This is a genomic window from Aliiroseovarius sp. ABM4_368 (assembly GCF_056161205.1).
In genome coordinates, this window is the sequence record NZ_JBSWYR010000002.1 from 682,714 (window position 1) to 701,035 (window position 18,322).

Genomic DNA, 18,322 nt, shown 5'->3' on the forward strand with positions numbered 1-18,322 from the left:
TCAATGTTTTACCGCGAAGCTGGTGATTTCAAAACGTCCTACCGTGACGACAACCAGACCTTTCCGATCCGCCTTGATCGGGCTGGATATTGGATCGTCCTGTTCGTCGCCTTCTGTGTGATCCCGTTCTTTGTGAACGATTACTGGGTGAACTCGATCTTTGCCCCGTTCTTCATCTACGCCATTGCGGCGCTGGGGCTGAACATTCTGACGGGCTATGCTGGTCAGGTGTCGCTGGGTACGGGTGGTTTCATGGCTGTGGGCGCTTATGCCTGTTATAAGCTGATGGTTGCCTTCCCGGATGTCAGTATCGTGTTCCACGTGCTGATCGCAGGCGGCATCACCGCCGCTGTGGGGGTTGCCTTCGGCTTGCCATCACTGCGCATCAAAGGGTTCTACCTTGCGGTTGCGACCCTTGCCGCTCAGTTCTTTCTGGTGTGGCTGTTCAACAAGGTGGCGTGGTTCTACAACTATTCGGCCTCGGGCCAGATCAACGCCCCTGAACGCAGCGTGTTTGGCATCGTCGTAACCGGCCCGAATACGGAAGCTTGGGCGAAATACATGATCTGCCTGGTGTTCCTGGTTGTTCTGGCCTGGGTGGCCCGCAACCTGACACGCGGCATGACTGGCCGTAAGTGGATGGGCATCCGCGACATGGACATCGCAGCCGAGATCATCGGGGTGAACCCGCTGATGGCCAAGATGTCGGCCTTCGCTGTCTCGTCCTTCTTTGTCGGCGTTGCCGGTGCGCTGTTCTTCGCCGTCTATCTGGGCGCAGCGGAAGCTGGTGAAAGCTTCGGTATCACCAAGTCGTTCCTGGTGCTCTTCATGATCATCATCGGTGGCCTAGGCTCTATCTTCGGATCCTTCGCGGGTGCGGCCTTCATGGTTCTAATGCCGGTGCTTCTGAAGAACCTTCTGGTTGGCACGATGGGTTGGCCGACCGAGATCGCCGCCGAACTGGAGTTCATCATTGTTGGTGGTTTGATTGTGATCTTCCTGATCCTCGAACCCCACGGTTTGGCCCAACTGTGGCGTCTCACGAAAGAGAAACTGCGCCTGTGGCCCTTCCCGCACTAAGCGGGTGAAACGATCTGGGCATCCGGCCAGAGGAGGGTCGGGTGTTCAAACCCAATGCTGCCCATAAGGGCACAATATTTTGCTAATCTAGGGAGGAAGCAAATGACTTTTAAACGTGTTGCAGCGGCATCAGTGGCCGCATTGATGGTAGGTTCGCCGGTAATGGCCGACCTCGTGTTCCCGAACCTCAGCTATCGGACCGGCCCGTTTGCCGCTGGTGGCATTCCTTACGCCGATGGTTTTTCTGATTACTTCACCCTCTTGAACGAGCGTGACGGCGGTATCGGTGGCGTTATGGTTCAGTCTCCTGAATGTGAAACCGCCTATAACACGGAAAAAGGTGTTGAGTGCTACGAGGCCACCAAAGGCCAAGGCGCTTTGGCCTATAACCCGCTGTCGACCGGTATTACCTATCAGCTGATCCCCAAAGCGACGGCTGACGACATTCCGCTGTATACCCCCGGTTACGGCCGTACCTCGGCTGCAAACGGCAACGTGTTCAGCCACGTGTTTAACTTCCCGGCCAACTACTGGAATGGTGCTTCGGCCGCGATCAACCACGTGCTGGATCTGAATGGTGGCGATCTGAACGGCAAGAAAATCGTTCTGCTGCACTTCAATGGCGCATACGGTAAAGAGCCGATCCCAACCCTGACCAAGCTGGGCGAAAAGCACGGCTTCGATCTGACCACGATTCCGGTTGACTATCCGGGTCAAGAGCAGAAAGCCCAATGGCTGCAGATCCGTCGTGAAAAGCCTGACTATGTCCTGTTCTGGGGCTGGGGCGTGATGAACCAGGTTGCCATTCAGGAAGCCGCAAACATCCGCTATCCGATGGATCAGTTCATCGGTGTGTGGTGGTCTGGTGCCGAACATGACGTGAAACCTGCTGGCGAAAAGGCCACCGGCTATAAGGCTGTGACCTTCCACGGTGTTGGTTCCGACTACCCGGTCTTTGACGATCTGCAGAAATACGTTGTGGATGCTGGTAAAGCAGCTGGTGATGGTTCCAACGTAGGTACCGTTATTTACAACCGTGGTGTTTACGCTGCGATGATGCTGGCTGAAGCCGCGAAGAAGGCACAGGAAATCCACGGTGTTGCTGACATCACCTCGGCGCAGATGCGTGACGGTCTGGAGCAGCTGGAAATCACCAACGCGCGTATGACCGAACTGGGCATGGAAGGCTTTGGTCCCGAGTTCAAAGTGAGCTGTGAGAACCACGGTGGCCCCGGTACTGCCGCGATCCAGCAGTGGGACGCAGCCTCTGGCAAGTGGTCGCTGATCTCGGACTTCGGCGGTTCGGATATGGATGTCATCCAGCCTCTGATCGACGCAGACTCGGCTGCCTACGCTGCTGAAAATAAAATCGAGCCGCAGTGTAACTAAGACACCGGCGCGCGTTCGGGCCTTCGGGCCCGGACGACCCCTTTGAAACGACTAGGAACAGGACGACCTGATATGCTGGACGCTGAAAAGACCGAAGAGACCCTGCTTGAGGTCAACAATATCGAGGTCATCTATAACCACGTGATCCTTGTGCTGAAGGGCGTAAGCCTGTCCGTTCCCAAGGGCGGTATCACCGCACTTCTTGGTGGTAACGGCGCAGGGAAGACGACGACTCTGAAGGCCATTTCCAACCTGCTTCAGGCAGAGCGTGGCGAAGTGACCAAGGGTACAATTGATCACATGGGCGAAAACATCGCCGAGCTGAACCCAGCCGCTTTGGTGAAACGCGGTGTCATTCAGGTGATGGAAGGCCGTCACTGTTTTGAACACCTGACCGTGGAAGAAAACCTTTTGACCGGCGCATACACTCGAACCGATGGCCGCGCCGCGATCGCGAAAGACCTGGAAATGGTCTATGACTATTTCCCCCGTCTGGCCGAACGCCGCAAATCGCAGGCGGGCTATACCTCGGGCGGGGAACAGCAGATGGTTGCCATGGGCCGCGCAATGATGTCGCGCCCGGAAATGATCCTGCTTGATGAACCCTCGATGGGTCTGGCCCCGCAGCTGGTGGAGCAGATTTTCGAGATTGTGAAACGTCTGAATGAAGAGCAGGGCACCACGTTCCTGTTGGCTGAACAGAACACCAACGTGGCGCTGAAATACGCCCACTATGGTTACATTCTGGAAAACGGCCGCATCGTGATGGACGGCCCCGCTGCCGAACTGCGCGAGAATCCGGACGTTAAAGAATTCTATCTGGGTATGTCGGATGAAGGCCGGAAGAGCTTCCGCGACGTGCGCTCGTATCGCCGCCGTAAGCGTTGGCTGGCCTAATACGAACCGCGACCCAACCTATTCATGATTAAACCGCCGATCCTGGTCGGCGAAGACAGAGGTTTTGCTCATGTCCAACTATTTTGATGCGCTCGAAACACGTTCGGAAGATGAACGCGCTGTCGGTTTGGCGACGGCTCTGCCTGCGCAGATTGCCCGCGCCAAGGCATTGTCTGGCTATGCCAATATGCTGGCGGATGTCGATGCTGCTGGTGTGACCTCGGTCGAAGCTCTGGCCGCGCTGCCGGTGTTGCGTAAGTCCGAGATCGGCAAGGCGCAGGCGGCTGACGGCCCCTTGGGTGGCTTCGGCAGTTTGCCGACGCACGAGTTTGCGCATATTTTTCAAAGCCCCGGCCCGATTTATGAACCCGGAGGGGTGAGCCATGACTGGTGGCGTATGGGGCGTTTCCTGAACGCTTGTGGTATCGGCAAGGGCGACATCGTGCAGAACTGCTTTGGCTATCACCTGACGCCCGCTGGCATGATCTTTGAAAACGGCGCGCGCGCTGTTGGTGCGGCTGTTCTGCCTGCCGGCGTCGGCCAAACCGAGCTTCAAGTCCGTGCCGCTGCCGATATCGGCACGACGGCCTATGCAGGCACGCCGGACTATCTGAAGATCATTCTGGATCGTGCCGATGCGGATGGCGTGAAGCTGAAGATCACTAAGGCTGCTGTCGGTGGCGGAGCTCTCTTCCCCAGCTTGCGCCAGGAATACGCCGATCGCGGGATCACCTGCCTGCAAAGCTATGCGACTGCCGATCTGGGCAATGTGGCCTATGAAAGCGACGCGATGGAAGGGATGATTGTGGATGAAGGCGTGATCGTCGAGATCGTGCGTCCCGGCACCGGCGATCCCGTTGCACCCGGCGAGGTGGGCGAAGTTGTCGTGACCACGCTGAACCCCGACTATCCGCTGATCCGTTTCGCTACCGGCGATCTGTCTGCCGTTCTGCCGGGCGTCAGCCCTTGTGGCCGAACCAATATGCGCATCAAAGGCTGGATGGGGCGCGCCGACCAGACGGCCAAGATCAAGGGTATGTTTGTCCGCCCCGAGCAGGTCGCGGATTTCGTTGCCAAACACGCCGAGGTTGCCAAAGCACGCGTCATCGCCACGCGCGAAGGCGAAATGGACGCGATGACCGTTCAGGTCGAGGCCGACGGCGGTGACGCCAACGCCTATGCCGCGTCTGTGGCGGATACGCTGAAGCTGAAGGGCAAGATCGAGCTGGTCGCGCCGGGCAGCCTGCCCAATGACGGCATCGTCATCGACGATCAACGCGTCTACGACTAAGCCCTTCCTGGGGCTTCCTCCCGGATCGGGCTGGGGCAACCCGGCCCTTTCTGTGGTTTAGTGGGGCTTCCTGGCAGGACCACAGACTTCAAACACAAAAAAGCCGCCCAGTGGGCGGCTTTTTCTGTAACGCTGCTGAAGCGATCAGCCCTGACGGGCTTTGAACCGGCGCTGCGTCTTGTTGATCACGTATACGCGGCCTTTACGGCGCACGATGCGGCAATCGCGGTGACGGTTTTTCAGCGAGCGGAGCGAGTTGCGAACTTTCATGGTCCTTCTCCTTCTACGCGGCGCTGCGGTTGCGCCTTGGCTTCAGTTATACCTTCTGACCTTTCGGTCATCTGGCGGTTCATGGTGGGCGATACTGGGATCGAACCAGTGACCCCTTCGATGTCAACGAAGTGCTCTACCGCTGAGCTAATCGCCCGAAAATCTGTGTCGAAACAACCTTTTCAGGTCGATCTAAACGATATGACGCGGGAAAACCCGCGCCGGTTCGCGTTGCTATAAAAGGAGTCGGGGCCACGCGCAAGGGCTTTTGGCAAGAGTTTTTTACTTTATAAAGGGGCCAGGAGGCAAACATGCCCGATCAGACATTTTCGTTGTATCGCCCAAGGTTCCGGGACACGAGCGTCGTTTTCGCGTCGCCCCATAGCGGGTGCCAATATGATGCGGCGTTTTTGAAAGAAACGGTTCTGGATGAGCATGCGATCCGGTCCTCGGAAGATGCCTATGTCGACAGGCTTTATGCCCATGCGACGGAATGCGGAGCCCCGTTTCTGTGTGCCAACACTCCGCGTGCCTATGTTGATCTGAATCGTGGCGCGGATGAGCTGGACCCTGCACTGATTGCAGGATTACGTCGCGCCACGTTGAACCCGCGAATTTCGTCCGGGCTGGGCGTGATCCCCCGAGTCGTTGCCGGAGGACGATCAATCTATCGCGGAAAGATGACTCTAAGCGCGGCGCAAACGCGTCTGAACACCCATTGGCACCCCTATCACAACACGCTTCGGCAATTGATGGATGAAAGCGTGATGCAGCATGGGCAGGCAATCTTGCTGGACTGCCACTCGATGCCGCACGAGGCCTTGGCCACACTGCGTCGCCAAAAGGGTGACGCGCCCGAAGTCGTTCTGGGCGACCGGTTTGGCGCCTCGGCGGGGGCCGAGGTCGTGGACACCATCGAAGCTGCCTTTCAGGACGCCGGTTTCCGCACCGCGCGCAACATGCCTTTTGCCGGGGCCTTCATGGCACAGCACTATGGACGTCCCAAGGCAGGCCGGCATGTGGTGCAGGTCGAGATTGACCGCTCGCTTTACATGGACGAGGCGTCGATCACACCAAGCTATCGCTTTACCGAAATCCAAAACCGTCTGCGGACCGTCATCGCCCAGATCGCCGAGATCGGACGCCGTGACACCGCTTTGGCTGCCGAATAGCCCTTATCGAAGCCCGCGGCCTTTCTTGATTGCATCCTTGCCAAAGCGCTCGCGGATCTTGTCCGTGGCTTTCTCGGCCTGACGCCGCTTTTCAGCGTTTGGGTCCAGCAGATCCTGCGTGATATCCGTCTGGGTCGCCGGGCCGATATGGCTTAGCCCGACGCCGATCAACCGAAATGGCCCCTTGTCCAGAACTGTATCCAAAAGCGCGCGGGCGGTGCGATAAATGCGGTCGGCGGATTGAGTCATGTCGCCCAGATTGCTTTGACGGCTAAGGGCCCGGAAATCGGCGCGTTTCAGTTTCAGGGTCACAACCTGCCCTGCCATATCCCGCGCCTTGGCCCGGTCCGAGACATTCTCGGCCAGTCGCCACAGGTGGCCGTCCAGCAGGTCGGGGTTGGCTGTATCCTCGAAAAACGTGGTTTCGTTCGAGATCGATTTGATCGGCGCATGGGCAGACACGCGCCGTTTGTCCTGCCCGCGCGCAAGATGCCACAGGCGCTCGCCCATGCCGCCGAACCGGGCCACAAGGTCTTCTTTGTCCCAGCGGAGAAGGTCCTCGAACGTATGTACACCCGCCTTGTCGAGCTGCGCCTGACTGACGCCACCCACACCCCAGATCAGGCCGACGGGTTTGTCGCGCAGAAAGTCCATCGTTTCGGCCTTTCCAATCACCGAGAACCCGCGCGGCTTGTCCAGATCGGACGCCACTTTGGCCAGAAACTTGTTGTGGCTCAGGCCGATCGATCCGGTCAGGCCCAGCTCGTCCTCCATCCGATTGACCAGGCGCGCCAGCATCACTGCAGGGGGCGCGCCATGCAGCGCGGCGGTGCCGGTCATGTCCAAAAACGCCTCGTCCAACGACAGGGGTTCAATGGCCGGGGTCAATTCGTCCATCATCGCGCGGATTTGCTTGGAAACGGCGGCATAGTGGCTGCCGCGCGGGCGGATCACCACCGCGTCGGGGCAGAGTTTCAGCGCTTGGAACATCGGCATGGCGGACCTAACGCCGCGAATGCGCGCCACATAGCATGCGGTCGAGACCACGCCCCGCTTGCCGCCGCCAATGATCACCGGCTTGTCCGCCAGATCGGGGTTGTCGCGTTTCTCGACCGAGGCATAGAAAGCATCGCAATCCATATGCGCAATCGACAGATCAAACAGTTCAGGATGCGACAGCACGCGGGGGCTGTTGCAGGACGGGCAACGGCGGCCCGCGTCAAACTGGGTCAGACATTTGCGGCATAAGGACGGCATAGCGTGAAATTAGCGGATGCGGCAGGTGGGGAACAGGCCTAGTCTGCCCCCATGAGCACAGATGATTTCATTGGCGCAAAATTGGTTCTGCTGATTGGCGGACGCCTTGTCACACTTTTGCGGGATGATCGACCGGACATTCCGTTTCCCGATATGTGGGACATGCCCGGCGGAGGGCCCGAGCCGGGCGAAACGCCCGAGGATTGCGTGCTGCGCGAAACGCTCGAGGAGCTTTCTTTGACCGTTTCGCCGGATCAACTGATCTGGAAACAGCGCTTTGAAAGCCCCCATGTTCCGGGCACATTTTCATGGTGGTTCAGTGCCGTTCTGCCCGAAGAGGCGGCGGCGAAGATTCAGTTAGGAGATGAAGGTCAATGCTGGTGTCTGGTAGACCCTGAAGACTGGCTTTCGGACCCACGCTCGATTGACCATTTCAAACCCCGCGTTCAGGCTGGTTTGGCCGCGATTTCGCGTATTAGCAGTTGAAATTTGGGCTTTTTAACCCCATCTATAAACCAATCTAGGACAGTGAAAGGCCATCTTAATGGATGAGATTATTACCGGAATTGGCGGCGGCAACATTGTATTGCTTCTGCTGGCCGCATTTCTGATTATTACCGTTCTTCGGGGCGTAAAGATTGTTCCGCAAAGTGAAAAATACGTGGTCGAGCGTTTCGGCCGTTTGCAGTCGGTCCTTGGGCCGGGCATCAACTTTATCGTGCCGTTTCTGGATCGCGTGCGCCACAAGGTGTCGATCCTTGAGCGTCAGCTGCCGACAGCCAGTCAGGACGCGATCACTTCGGACAACGTGTTGGTGCAGGTCGAGACCTCGGTCTTCTACCGTATCCTTGAGCCGGAAAAGACGGTTTACCGGATCCGTGACGTGGACGCGGCGATTGCGACCACTGTGGCGGGTATCGTACGTGCTGGCATCGGTGAGATGGAACTGGACGAAGTCCAATCCAACCGCCAGCAGCTGATCTCGCAAATCAAGCAGCAGGTGGCAGACGCCGTGGATGACTGGGGCATCGAAGTGACCCGGGCCGAGATTTTGGACGTGAACCTTGATGCCGCCACCCGTGAAGCCATGTTACAGCAGCTGAACGCCGAGCGTGCCCGCCGTGCACAGGTGACCGAAGCCGAAGGCGAACGCCGTGCGGTCGAGCTTCAGGCAGATGCCGAACTGTATGCCGCCGAACAAAGCGCTAAAGCTCGCCGTATCACTGCTGATGCCGAAGCCTATGCAACCGAAGTCGTAGCCAAGGCCATCAAGGAAAACGGTATCGAAGCTGCGCAGTATCAGGTGGCCCTGAAACAGGTCGAAGCGTTGACCGCCGTGGGTGCCGGCGAAGGCAAGCAGACCGTGCTTCTGCCCGCTAATGCGCTGGATGCCTTTGGCGATGCGTTTAACATGCTGAAAGGAAAATCGTGATGCTTTGGTCAGTCTGGTGGGCGTGGATCGGTGGGGCGATCGCGCTTGTGATCCTCGAAATCCTCGCGCCCGGCTATATCTTCCTTGGCTTCGCGATTGGCGCAACGGCGGTTGGCGTGTTGCTGGCCTTGGGCGCCAGCCTCAGCCTGCCCATCCTGCTAGTGATCTTTGGCGCTGTGTCGCTGGCGTCTTGGCTGGTTCTGCGCATGGCCTTCGGGGTGCGCAAGGGACAGACTAAGACTTGGGATACTGACATCAACGAGATGTAAGGCGCGCCCCCTGTTAGAACGAAAACACCCCGCTCGGATCCGAGCGGGGTGTTTTGTTTTCAGACCTTGGCCAGCTCGGCCAAAACTGCTTTGGCTGCGGCACGCGGATCCTCGGCGTTTCGAATTGGGCGGCCCACCACGATGTGATCGGCCCCGTCTTTAATGGCCTGCGCGGGGGTGGCGACGCGTTTCTGGTCGCCTAGAGCGGCCCCTGCCGGACGCACGCCGGGGGTGACTATCAGCTTGCCCTCCGCTTCGGGCAGGGCGCGGATCAGGGCAGCCTCTTGCGGTGAGGCAATGACGCCATCCGCCCCGGCCTCCATCGCACGGGCCGCGCGTTCCAGAACTAGATCCTGCACGTCTCCGGGCTTGATCAGACCCGCATCCAAATCCGAGCGATCCAGCGAGGTCAGGATAGTCACGGCCAAGATCTTCATGTCCTTGCCGCCTTTGCCTTCGGCGGCAGCGCGCACCACATGCGGGTCGCCGTGGACGGTCAGGAAATCCAGATCGAACTGGGCTAAACCTCGCACTGCGGCCTCGACCGTGTTGCCGATGTCAAAAAGCTTCATGTCCAGAAAGATCTTCTTGCCGAACTCGCCCTTCAGTTCGTTTGCCAAGGCTAGTCCGCCACCGGTCAGCATCCCCAGCCCGATTTTGTAGAAATCCACCGCATCGCCGAGCGTTTCGGCTAGTTTCAACCCTTCCAGCGCGTTGGGCACATCGAGGGCTACAATCAAACGATCATCGGTCATGTCTGGGGTCTCCGTTCCGGTTCGCGAGTTCCTACGCTGATGCGGCGAAAAACGCAAATCTGTCGCGCTTGATTGCCTTGAATATCCCCCCGAAAACCCCAAATTAATCCCAAGGCCCAATAAGATGTGCTGCAATGGCGGGCATCTGAAACGCAGGGCGCTTGAAAAGGAGAGAGACATGGATTTGTCGAAGTTCACTGAACGGTCGCGCGGCTTCATTCAGGCTGCACAGACCATCGCCATGCGCGAAAACCACCAAAGACTGGTTCCCGAACATTTGCTGAAAGCCCTCATGGATGATGAGGAAGGCATGAGCGCCAACCTGATCCGCAAGGCAGGTGGGTCGCCCGAAAACGTGCGCGCTGCGGTCGATGCTGCCATCGGAAAGCTGTCCAAAGTGACGGGCGATGGCGCTCAGGTCTATATGGACAATAAAACGGCCAGCGTGATCGACGAGGCGCAGAAATTGGCCAAGAAAGCTGGTGATAGCTTTGTACCGGTTGAACGGCTGCTGACGGCGTTGGCCGTGGTGAAATCTGGCGCACGTGATGCGTTGGATGCGGGTGCCGTGGACGCCATGAAGATGAATGCCGCGATCAATCAGATCCGTCAGGGGCGCACGGCGGATAGTGCCAGCGCCGAGGATAGCTATGAAGCGCTGTCGAAATATGCGCATGACCTGACCGAAGCCGCTGCCGAGGGTAAGATCGACCCGATTATTGGCCGTGATGAAGAAATTCGACGCGCGATGCAGGTCCTTTCACGCCGCACCAAAAACAACCCTGTTCTGATCGGTGAGCCCGGCGTCGGTAAAACCGCGATTGCCGAGGGCTTGGCCCTGCGCATCATCAATGGTGATGTGCCCGAAAGCCTGCGCAACAAAAAGCTTATGGCGCTGGATATGGGTGCCTTGATCGCCGGTGCGAAATACCGTGGTGAGTTCGAGGAGCGTCTGAAAGCCGTTCTGAACGAAGTCACTGACGCCGCTGGCGAAATCATTCTGTTCATTGACGAGATGCATACCCTTGTTGGTGCGGGCAAGTCGGATGGCGCGATGGACGCCGCCAACCTAATCAAACCTGCGCTTGCGCGGGGTGAGCTTCATTGTGTGGGTGCCACCACGCTGGATGAGTACCGAAAATATGTCGAGAAAGACGCGGCTTTGGCTCGTCGCTTCCAGCCAGTGATGGTCGAGGAACCGACGGTCGAGGACACGATTTCAATCCTGCGGGGTATCAAAGAAAAGTACGAGCTGCACCACGGTGTGCGGATCTCGGACAGTGCCTTGGTGGCCGCGTCGACGCTGTCGCACCGCTATATCACTGACCGTTTTCTGCCGGATAAGGCCATCGACCTTGTGGACGAAGCCGCCAGCCGTCTTCGGATGGAAGTGGACTCGAAACCGGAAGAGCTGGACGCTCTGGACCGCCAGATCCTGCAAATGCAGATCGAGGCCGAAGCGTTGCGCGTCGAGGACGATAAGGCGTCGAAAGACCGGCTTGAAAAGCTCGAGGCCGAGCTGTCGGACCTGAACGAGAAATCGGCCAGTCTGACCGCCAAGTGGCAGTCTGAACGCGACAAGCTGGAAGGTGCACGCGAGTTGAAGGAACAGCTGGACCGCGCCCGTGCCGAACTTGATGTCGCCAAGCGCGAGGGCAATCTGGCCAAGGCCGGCGAGCTGTCCTACGGCGTCATTCCGGGGCTTGAAAAGAAGCTGGAAGACGCCGAAAGCGCCGAGGCCGAGATGATGGTCGAGGAAGCCGTGCGCCCCGAACAGATCGCGTCTGTGGTTGAACGCTGGACGGGTATTCCGACCTCGAAAATGTTGGAAGGTGAACGCGAGAAGCTTTTGCGCATGGAAGAAGAGCTTGGCCGTCGTGTGATCGGGCAGGACTCCGCTGTGACCGCGTTGTCCAACGCGGTGCGCCGTGCGCGGGCTGGTTTGAATGATGAAAACCGCCCCTTGGGATCGTTCTTGTTCCTTGGGCCGACTGGCGTGGGTAAGACCGAGCTGACCAAGGCCGTGGCTGAGTATCTGTTTGACGACGACAGCGCGATGGTGCGCATCGATATGTCCGAGTTCATGGAAAAACACGCGGTCGCCCGTCTGATCGGCGCGCCTCCGGGCTATGTTGGCTATGACGAAGGTGGTGTGCTGACCGAAGCCGTGCGGCGTCGGCCCTATCAGGTCGTGCTGTTTGACGAGGTCGAGAAAGCGCACCCGGATGTGTTCAACGTGCTATTGCAGGTTCTGGACGATGGTGTCCTGACCGACGGACAGGGCCGGACTGTGGACTTCAAGCAGACACTGATCATCCTGACGTCGAACCTTGGCGCGCAGGCGCTAAGCCAGCTGCCGGATGGCGCCGATGCAGGGGACGCCAAGCGCGACGTGATGGACGCGGTGCGGGCCCATTTCCGCCCCGAGTTCCTGAACCGTCTGGACGAGACCATCATCTTCGACCGCCTGTCCCGCGAAGACATGGACGGCATCGTCGAGATCCAACTGGGCCGCCTGACCAAACGTCTGGGCCGTCGCAACATCGCGCTGGATCTGGATGAGGCCGCGATGAAGTGGCTGGCGGACGAGGGCTATGACCCTGTCTTCGGTGCACGTCCGTTGAAACGCGTGATCCAGCGGGCCTTGCAGAACCAGTTGGCCGAGATGCTGCTGGCTGGCGATGTTATGGACGGCGACACCATCACCGTCAGCGCCGGTGCCGACGGGCTATTGGTCGGGGATCGGGTGTCCAGCTCGAACCGGCAACCGCCAGAGGATGCGGTGGTGCATTAACCTAAAAGCAGAAAGAGCCCGTCTTCTTGGCGGGCTTTTTTGGGGCTGCTTTGTGTCCATGTTGAATGATGCTGCATTGGTTTCCAATGCCCGGTTTTGGACCAATCCAGGTTAAACAATTTTGGCCCAACTAATGGTCACGACTAGCGGATTATCTTGCGAGCAAGTATCACCACAAGAAGTGACATACTGACTGCTCCTGCGAACGCTTCTAGAGTGCTCAGGACCCTTAGAATGGGTCTGTCCGCGCTATAGGTCACATCACCGAAACCTAACGTAGTGAAGGTTGTAAAAGAGTAGTAGATTGCCTCTCTGAAGGTATCTTCGACCCTATTAGGGCCGGTGGGTACTCCTACAGAGCAATAGAAAAGGGCGAAAAGTAGTGGAATGAGAAAGCTTACAAAAACGACCCGTGCGGGGTTCGTTGAGTACTCTGAATAATAGTCCCTAGCTAAACTGCCAAACCAAGCGCTAAAGTTCTTGATACTCTTTACTCGGAGCAACTCAGGCCAAAGAAGCGCTTTTCTCTTGGCACGTTGCTCCGATACTAGAAACGCGTCCATGGCTTCCCATATCTCGGCGTTTTCATAAGCAATGCGTATGGGACGCAAAATGTCAGGAACGTGGTCTTCGGGCAGTGTGCGTCCAGCCCATTCTGTTCTAGGGTGTTGGCTAAACTTAGTTTTGTGGTTCACGGTGATATTTCTAAGCGTAGCTCCCTCAAAATAGGCGCCTTCCAAGTTCGAGCCACTTAGGTCGCAATCACCGATAAATCCTTTGAACAAACACACTCTTTTCAAATCACATTCGAGGAAGCTTGCGTTGAAGCCGCCAGACATCGCAAGTACTGCGTCTGTAAGATTGCACTTTTCAAATGTCGCATATGAGAAATCCGACATCTCCAAGTTCGCTTGTTTTAGATTGCAATTGAAGAACCTCGCATAGGAAAGCGCTTTTTTGGGGAAACTATTCGAGCCTTCAAAATCTTCATTGTATATGTGTATACCGCGCAGGTCATCGTGAGTAAGGACCCAGAAAGCACCCTTCTTCATCTCGCTCGGCGGGTATATCGGGTGTCCATAAGGATCAAAGTTGTCTTCGTGATCCAGCACATAGGAATCAAGAATTGATCTGATTTCTACAGATGACTTCAGCCCTTCAATAATCTCTAACCGAATTTTTTCACCTACGGTTGTCTCCCAGCGATTCTTGAGAAATCTCTGGGTTGCCATATCGAATTTGAAGCCGTCTTTCTCCAGAACTGTCATAAAATTTAGCCCCACTGTTCAGCCACTACTAAGAACTTTGCTGCGCATGCACCTGACAATTGGCCCTCCCTCCTTCAAGGATCAAGAGGCATCTGTCGCGCTTTAAGATTTGAGCATCGAGAGCCTTTGCTTTCATTCTCTTAAAGTGTCGCCGAGCCGGTCTTCATGTAGGTGGTTAGACGATAGCGGATACGGAATTGAAAGAAGCTAGCGGCAACTAAGTCCCGCAAATCAGTCATCGACGCATGACGTGCCCCACCTCACTGTAACTATACCCTATATGTCGTCCAACATCTGCCCCCAACAAAACACGCCCGCCGATTCTCACCGGCGAGCGCTTGCTTTGTGAGTGGTGGGCGGTGGATTAGGCGTCGTTGGGGATCAGGCCTGCTTCTTGAGCAGCGGCCAGTTCGTCTGCGTCCAGTGCGCCGTCATCGTTGGCATCTGCGGTCGAGAATGCCTCGGGGGTGACGTCCGGGTACATGGCAATGGTTTCATCAATCGTCACCATGCCGTCGCCGTCTGCGTCAAGCCCTTCAGCGAAGGCGGTGGTGGCTGCGGTCAGAACGATGGCGCTGGTCAGAGTTGCGAGTTTCATATTTAGCTCCGTAAGTTTTGAGTAATTCGTTGTGCGTCCGATTGAACGCAGCGGCAGAGAAACACGCTGGTTGGGGGCGTGCAGGGCCAATCGCAGGAATGGGTAGAAATCAGCAGAGCGTTGCGAATTCTGCGTCTACCCATAGGCGAAGAATGGGTCATGCAAGGGCGTCGGGTCGAAGAAGGCGAAGCTTCACCGACCTTAAAACCGCATTTCGGCGGGGCTTTGCTTAGAAAATGCGGCGTGCCCATCTCGGCGGATTTCACCGGGGGCCGAATCCCCCGCACATAAAAGTCAGTAACTGTGTCTTTCCCTCGCGCGCAGCCACGCTACACTCGCCCCTGAAACGGAGGGAACGGTATGCAGTCGATGTTCTGGGCAATCGAGCTTTTGGCTCAGGTGTTGATCTTTGCTGTGGGGGTGGTCTTCGTGCTGATTGCGATACTTTATATAATAGATCGCTTTCAGACCCGCGACGCGGTGCGGCGCAACTATCCTGTGATTGGCCGCTTTCGGTCGCTGTTCTCGAACTTAGGGGAGTTCTTCCGACAGTATTTCTTTGCGATGGACCGGGAAGAGCTGCCGTTCAACAGGGCGCAGCGCCATTGGGTTGAACATACGGCGGCGGGGCGCGGGAATACTTTGGCTTTCGGGTCGACGCGGAACCTGAACGTTGTGGGGACGCCGATTTTTGTGAACGCGGCTTTCCCCCCTTTGGGCGGGCAATATGCACATACGGCTCCGATGATCATCGGTCCGCATGCACGGGAGCCATATCAGGCCAAATCAATCTTTAACCTGTCAGGTATGAGCTATGGTGCCTTGTCCCGCCCGGCGGTCGAGGCGCTGTCGATCGGAACGGCCGAAGCAGGTGTCTGGATGAATACCGGGGAAGGGGGCTTGTCACCCTATCACCTGAAAGGCGGTGGAGACGTCGTGTTCCAGATTGGCACTGCGAAATACGGGGTGCGCGATCATGATGGCAACCTTTCGGACGATAAACTGCGCGAGGCCGCGGCCCATCCAGAAGTGAAGATGTTCGAGTTGAAGCTGGCGCAGGGGGCGAAGCCGGGGAAGGGGGGCATCCTGCCCGCTGAAAAAGTCTCGGATGAAATTGCCAAGATCCGGGGCATCCGCGTGGGCGAGGCTTCGATTTCTCCAAACCGCCACATCGAGATCGACGACTGGGATGACCTGTTGGATGTGCTGGCACATATAAGAGAGGTCACCGGAAAACCCGTTGGGTTCAAAACCGTTGTTGGCGCGATTGAGCCGTTCGAAGAACTGTTCGACCGGATTGATGCCCGTGGGCCGGATGCCGCCCCTGATTTTATCACCATTGATGGCGGCGAAGGTGGCACCGGGGCCGCCCCCATGCCCTTGATGGATCTGGTCGGCATGCCGATCCGCGAGGCGTTGCCCCTGATCGTTGATTTGCGAGACCGGCATGGCTTGCATGATCGCATTCGGATCATCGCATCCGGCAAACTGGTGAACCCCGGCGATGTGGCTTGGGCCATTTGTGCAGGCGCGGATTTCGTGGTCTCGGCGCGGGGCTTCATGTTCTCGCTTGGTTGCATTCAGGCATTGAAGTGCAACAAGAACACCTGCCCAACCGGTATCACCACCCACGATCCCCGTTTCCAGAAAGGCCTGGTGCCCGAAGACAAATGCGTGAAGGTCGCGCGTTACGCCAAGGGTATCGTGAAAGAGGTCGAAACCATCGCGCATTCTGTGGGCGTAGATGAACCCCGCCAGATGCGCCGCCGCCACGTGCGGTTGGTTCAAGACAGCGGGCGGTCTATCCCGATGAACGAGATCTACCCAACCATCCAGCCTTCAGCAGACTGAAATGTTACAATCCTCTGGCGCGGACGTGAGCCATTGTGCTTTGGCTTTGCGCGCTTGGCGACTTAGATCAGAATAAGATCAAAAGACGAGGTGCCCGTGATGGCCTATAAGAATGTGCTGAAATACTCGGACGTGACGCCCAAGGCGGACTATATGAACCGCCGCCAGCTGATGGGCGGCGCTGCCGGGCTGTTTGCAGGTATGGCCATGGGGCCGGCGCTGGGGGCGTCGCAATACTCGACCGATGCGCAACCTAATACGTTCGAGGAGATCTCGAGCTACAATAACTTCTATGAGTTTGGCACAGGCAAGGAAGATCCCGCTCGTCATGCGCATCAGCTTACCATCGACCCGTGGTCGGTGCAGATCGACGGGATGGTTGATAAGCCGGGCAGCTATGGGCTTGAGGATATTCTGAAGAAGGTTAGCCAAGAGGAGCGCATCTATCGTTTCCGCTGTGTTGAGGCTTGGTCGATGGTCATCCCGTGGTACGGGTTCGAGCTGAACCAACTTCTGGACATGGCGGGCGTGCAGTCGGGTGCCAAGTATGTGGCGTTCGAGACGCTGGTGCGGGAAGACGAAATGCCCGGCATCCGCACCGTGAATGTCGATTGGCCCTATCGCGAGGGTTTGCGTCTGGATGAAGCAATGCATCCGCTGACCATCATGGCCACAGGCATCTATGACAAACCCATGCCGAAACAGAATGGCGCGCCGCTGCGTCTGGTGGTGCCGTGGAAATATGGCTTCAAGTCGATCAAGTCGATTGTCCGTGTGACGCTGACAGATAAGCAGCCGCTGACCACGTGGAATATGCTTCAGCCAAGCGAATACGGCTTCTATTCAAATGTGAACCCAGAAGTCAGCCACCCGCGTTGGTCTCAGGCAACGGAACGCACCATTGGCGGCGGGTTGTTTGCAAAGCGCAAAGAAACGCTGATGTTTAACGGCTATGAAGAAGAGGTCGCTGGTATGTATGCCGGTATGGACTTGGCGAAGAACTATTGATGGCGATTGCGGACCATATAAACACCGCAGCTCGTAAGCTGCCGGTTTGGGTGGTTTATGCGGCGGGACTGCTTTGGCCGGTCTGGCTGTTCTATCAGGCGGCCACCGGAGCGATGGGGGTCGACCCCGTGAAAGCGCTGGAGCACGAGCTGGGCGAATTGGGATTGCAGGCTCTTATCGTTGGGTTGGCCATTACGCCGCTGCGGGCGGTGGTGGGTGTTAACCTGATCCGGTTCCGCCGTGCTATTGGCATTCTGACCTTCTATTTCGTGTCAGCGCATCTTCTGGTCTGGCTGGTGCTGGATGTGCAGATCCTGTCCGAGATTTGGAAGGACATTCTGAAGCGTCCTTACATTACGGTTGGTATGGCTGCGTTCGTACTGATGACGCCCTTGGCGATCACGTCGAACAACTGGTCCGTCCGTAAACTGGGCCCGCGGTGGCGCAAGCTGCACAAGTTGGTCTATCCGACCGCAGCGCTGGGCGGCATTCACTATATAATGGTGGGCAAGACGTGGGAGGTTGAATCACTCCTCTATATGGCGGTGATTTTGGCTTTGCTGGGCTGGAGGGTCTACGACTCGCGGAAAAGACAGCGTGCTCGGGCGATTCATCAGGGGAAATCAGCGAATCCGGCCTAGATTCTGCCCGAAGTTCGAAAGCGACTCGGAAAAACACCCGGCGATTCATATGAATCGCCGGGTGTTTTCGTTGAATCGGGGTGATTTGGCCTGCGAGTCTGTGGATAACTCTGGCTTGGCAAGGGGATACACATGATGGGCGCAAACATTATTGCGCAAAACCTCCGGTCTTCTTGTCATAGATTGCTGCAACCTACCGTTTTTAAAGAAAAAACTGGGATACGCGAAAAAAATGCGCATTTTCTAAAAAAAGCGCTTGCGGGTATCGTTCGGTGGGACTAGAACCCACTTCACCGGCGGCGCTGAGGCGCACAACGGGACGCCAGACGGCGCGGACGACAGGGTCGCAA

General features: G+C 57.3%; 17 protein-coding genes and 1 tRNA gene. 12 read left to right on the forward strand and 6 right to left on the reverse strand.

What is annotated here, in order from left to right; translation table 11 throughout:
• The first annotated feature begins 3 nt into the window (after nt 1–3).
• The 4 genes from ACXAH3_RS09245 to ACXAH3_RS09260 all read left to right on the forward strand — a co-directional run bounded on the left by ACXAH3_RS09245 (nt 4) and on the right by ACXAH3_RS09260 (nt 4,657).
• A complete protein-coding gene (locus ACXAH3_RS09245; protein ID WP_474861786.1) occupies nt 4–1,080 on the forward strand; it encodes a branched-chain amino acid ABC transporter permease in 1,077 nt (358 codons plus the stop codon).
• A gap of 102 nt (nt 1,081–1,182) precedes the next feature.
• On the forward strand, nt 1,183–2,469 hold the full coding sequence (locus ACXAH3_RS09250; protein WP_474861787.1) for an ABC transporter substrate-binding protein: 1,287 nt from the start codon (nt 1,183–1,185) through the stop codon (nt 2,467–2,469).
• A gap of 72 nt (nt 2,470–2,541) precedes the next feature.
• Nucleotides 2,542–3,366, forward strand: coding sequence for an ABC transporter ATP-binding protein (locus ACXAH3_RS09255; protein WP_474861788.1), 825 nt, complete (start codon nt 2,542–2,544; stop codon nt 3,364–3,366).
• A 70-nt stretch (nt 3,367–3,436) separates the two neighbouring features.
• Nucleotides 3,437–4,657, forward strand: coding sequence for a phenylacetate--CoA ligase family protein (locus tag ACXAH3_RS09260; protein ID WP_474861789.1), 1,221 nt, complete (start codon nt 3,437–3,439; stop codon nt 4,655–4,657).
• A 144-nt stretch (nt 4,658–4,801) separates the two neighbouring features.
• Here ACXAH3_RS09260 and ykgO read toward each other — a convergent pair whose 3' ends face one another.
• Complete coding sequence (gene ykgO / locus ACXAH3_RS09265; RefSeq protein ID WP_039685556.1) at nt 4,802–4,927, reverse strand: type B 50S ribosomal protein L36; 126 nt, start codon at nt 4,925–4,927, stop codon at nt 4,802–4,804.
• Nucleotides 4,928–5,009: 82 nt separating this feature from the next.
• Nucleotides 5,010–5,084: transfer RNA gene (locus ACXAH3_RS09270), tRNA-Val, on the reverse strand.
• Nucleotides 5,085–5,238: 154 nt separating this feature from the next.
• Between ACXAH3_RS09270 and ACXAH3_RS09275 the strand changes: the two genes are divergently transcribed.
• Nucleotides 5,239–6,099 carry an N-formylglutamate amidohydrolase gene (locus tag ACXAH3_RS09275; RefSeq protein ID WP_474861790.1) on the forward strand — a complete coding sequence of 287 codons (861 nt, stop codon included), beginning with the start codon at nt 5,239–5,241 and terminating at the stop codon, nt 6,097–6,099.
• A 3-nt stretch (nt 6,100–6,102) separates the two neighbouring features.
• Here ACXAH3_RS09275 and ACXAH3_RS09280 read toward each other — a convergent pair whose 3' ends face one another.
• On the reverse strand, nt 6,103–7,356 hold the full coding sequence (locus tag ACXAH3_RS09280; RefSeq protein WP_474861791.1) for a DNA polymerase IV: 1,254 nt from the start codon (nt 7,354–7,356) through the stop codon (nt 6,103–6,105).
• Between the two features lie 51 nt (nt 7,357–7,407).
• Between ACXAH3_RS09280 and ACXAH3_RS09285 the strand changes: the two genes are divergently transcribed.
• The 3 genes from ACXAH3_RS09285 to ACXAH3_RS09295 are packed head-to-tail and all read left to right on the forward strand — an operon-like array spanning nt 7,408 to nt 9,057.
• Complete coding sequence (locus ACXAH3_RS09285; protein ID WP_474861792.1) at nt 7,408–7,842, forward strand: NUDIX hydrolase; 435 nt, start codon at nt 7,408–7,410, stop codon at nt 7,840–7,842.
• A 58-nt stretch (nt 7,843–7,900) separates the two neighbouring features.
• A complete protein-coding gene (locus ACXAH3_RS09290; protein ID WP_474861793.1) occupies nt 7,901–8,788 on the forward strand; it encodes an SPFH domain-containing protein in 888 nt (295 codons plus the stop codon).
• Nucleotides 8,788–9,057, forward strand: a complete 270-nt coding sequence (locus ACXAH3_RS09295; protein WP_474861794.1) for an NfeD family protein — start codon at nt 8,788–8,790, stop codon at nt 9,055–9,057. The genes ACXAH3_RS09290 and ACXAH3_RS09295 overlap by 1 nt, the downstream gene beginning before the upstream one ends.
• Nucleotides 9,058–9,116: 59 nt before the next feature.
• On the opposite strand, the gene pyrF is transcribed toward ACXAH3_RS09295, so the two are convergent.
• Nucleotides 9,117–9,812, reverse strand: coding sequence for an orotidine-5'-phosphate decarboxylase (pyrF, locus tag ACXAH3_RS09300; RefSeq protein WP_474861795.1), 696 nt, complete (start codon nt 9,810–9,812; stop codon nt 9,117–9,119).
• 178 nt (nt 9,813–9,990) lie between these two features.
• Between pyrF and clpB the strand changes: the two genes are divergently transcribed.
• Entirely contained in the window at nt 9,991–12,606 is a 2,616-nt protein-coding gene (gene clpB, locus ACXAH3_RS09305; RefSeq protein WP_474861796.1) for an ATP-dependent chaperone ClpB, read from the forward strand.
• 143 nt (nt 12,607–12,749) lie between these two features.
• On the opposite strand, the gene ACXAH3_RS09310 is transcribed toward clpB, so the two are convergent.
• Both ACXAH3_RS09310 and ACXAH3_RS09315 read right to left on the reverse strand, forming a co-directional pair.
• Complete coding sequence (locus ACXAH3_RS09310) at nt 12,750–13,874, reverse strand: pentapeptide repeat-containing protein (RefSeq protein ID WP_474861797.1); 1,125 nt, start codon at nt 13,872–13,874, stop codon at nt 12,750–12,752.
• Between the two features lie 364 nt (nt 13,875–14,238).
• Nucleotides 14,239–14,472: an EF-hand domain-containing protein gene (locus ACXAH3_RS09315; protein WP_474861798.1), complete on the reverse strand. Its 234-nt coding sequence runs from the start codon at nt 14,470–14,472 to the stop codon at nt 14,239–14,241.
• A gap of 360 nt (nt 14,473–14,832) precedes the next feature.
• On the opposite strand from ACXAH3_RS09315, the gene ACXAH3_RS09320 reads away from it, so the two are divergent.
• From ACXAH3_RS09320 to msrQ, 3 genes are all read left to right on the forward strand, one after another.
• Nucleotides 14,833–16,323: an FMN-binding glutamate synthase family protein gene (locus ACXAH3_RS09320; protein ID WP_474861799.1), complete on the forward strand. Its 1,491-nt coding sequence runs from the start codon at nt 14,833–14,835 to the stop codon at nt 16,321–16,323.
• A gap of 99 nt (nt 16,324–16,422) precedes the next feature.
• Entirely contained in the window at nt 16,423–17,331 is a 909-nt protein-coding gene (msrP, locus tag ACXAH3_RS09325; protein WP_474861800.1) for a protein-methionine-sulfoxide reductase catalytic subunit MsrP, read from the forward strand.
• A complete protein-coding gene (gene msrQ / locus ACXAH3_RS09330; protein WP_474861801.1) occupies nt 17,331–17,972 on the forward strand; it encodes a protein-methionine-sulfoxide reductase heme-binding subunit MsrQ in 642 nt (213 codons plus the stop codon). Before msrP ends, msrQ begins: the two co-directional genes overlap by 1 nt.
• Nucleotides 17,973–18,322: the final 350 nt, after the last annotated feature.

Bases quoted from the DNA above. Each gene is read 5' to 3' on its own strand.
- ACXAH3_RS09275 (WP_474861790.1), top strand. From the start codon at position 5,239: ATGCCCGATCAGACATTTTCGTTGTATCGCCCAAGGTTCCGGGACACG.
- msrP (WP_474861800.1), top strand. From the start codon at position 16,423: ATGGCCTATAAGAATGTGCTGAAATACTCGGACGTGACGCCCAAGGCG.
- ACXAH3_RS09260 (WP_474861789.1), top strand. From the start codon at position 3,437: ATGTCCAACTATTTTGATGCGCTCGAAACACGTTCGGAAGATGAACGC.
- ACXAH3_RS09310 (WP_474861797.1), bottom strand. From the start codon at position 13,874: ATGACAGTTCTGGAGAAAGACGGCTTCAAATTCGATATGGCAACCCAG.
- ACXAH3_RS09285 (WP_474861792.1), top strand. From the start codon at position 7,408: ATGAGCACAGATGATTTCATTGGCGCAAAATTGGTTCTGCTGATTGGC.
- ACXAH3_RS09315 (WP_474861798.1), bottom strand. From the start codon at position 14,472: ATGAAACTCGCAACTCTGACCAGCGCCATCGTTCTGACCGCAGCCACC.
- pyrF (WP_474861795.1), bottom strand. From the start codon at position 9,812: ATGACCGATGATCGTTTGATTGTAGCCCTCGATGTGCCCAACGCGCTG.
- ACXAH3_RS09255 (WP_474861788.1), top strand. From the start codon at position 2,542: ATGCTGGACGCTGAAAAGACCGAAGAGACCCTGCTTGAGGTCAACAAT.
- ACXAH3_RS09250 (WP_474861787.1), top strand. From the start codon at position 1,183: ATGACTTTTAAACGTGTTGCAGCGGCATCAGTGGCCGCATTGATGGTA.
- ACXAH3_RS09290 (WP_474861793.1), top strand. From the start codon at position 7,901: ATGGATGAGATTATTACCGGAATTGGCGGCGGCAACATTGTATTGCTT.
- ACXAH3_RS09320 (WP_474861799.1), top strand. From the start codon at position 14,833: ATGCAGTCGATGTTCTGGGCAATCGAGCTTTTGGCTCAGGTGTTGATC.
- clpB (WP_474861796.1), top strand. From the start codon at position 9,991: ATGGATTTGTCGAAGTTCACTGAACGGTCGCGCGGCTTCATTCAGGCT.
- ykgO (WP_039685556.1), bottom strand. From the start codon at position 4,927: ATGAAAGTTCGCAACTCGCTCCGCTCGCTGAAAAACCGTCACCGCGAT.
- ACXAH3_RS09245 (WP_474861786.1), top strand. From the start codon at position 4: ATGTTTTACCGCGAAGCTGGTGATTTCAAAACGTCCTACCGTGACGAC.
- msrQ (WP_474861801.1), top strand. From the start codon at position 17,331: ATGGCGATTGCGGACCATATAAACACCGCAGCTCGTAAGCTGCCGGTT.
- ACXAH3_RS09280 (WP_474861791.1), bottom strand. From the start codon at position 7,356: ATGCCGTCCTTATGCCGCAAATGTCTGACCCAGTTTGACGCGGGCCGC.
- ACXAH3_RS09295 (WP_474861794.1), top strand. From the start codon at position 8,788: ATGCTTTGGTCAGTCTGGTGGGCGTGGATCGGTGGGGCGATCGCGCTT.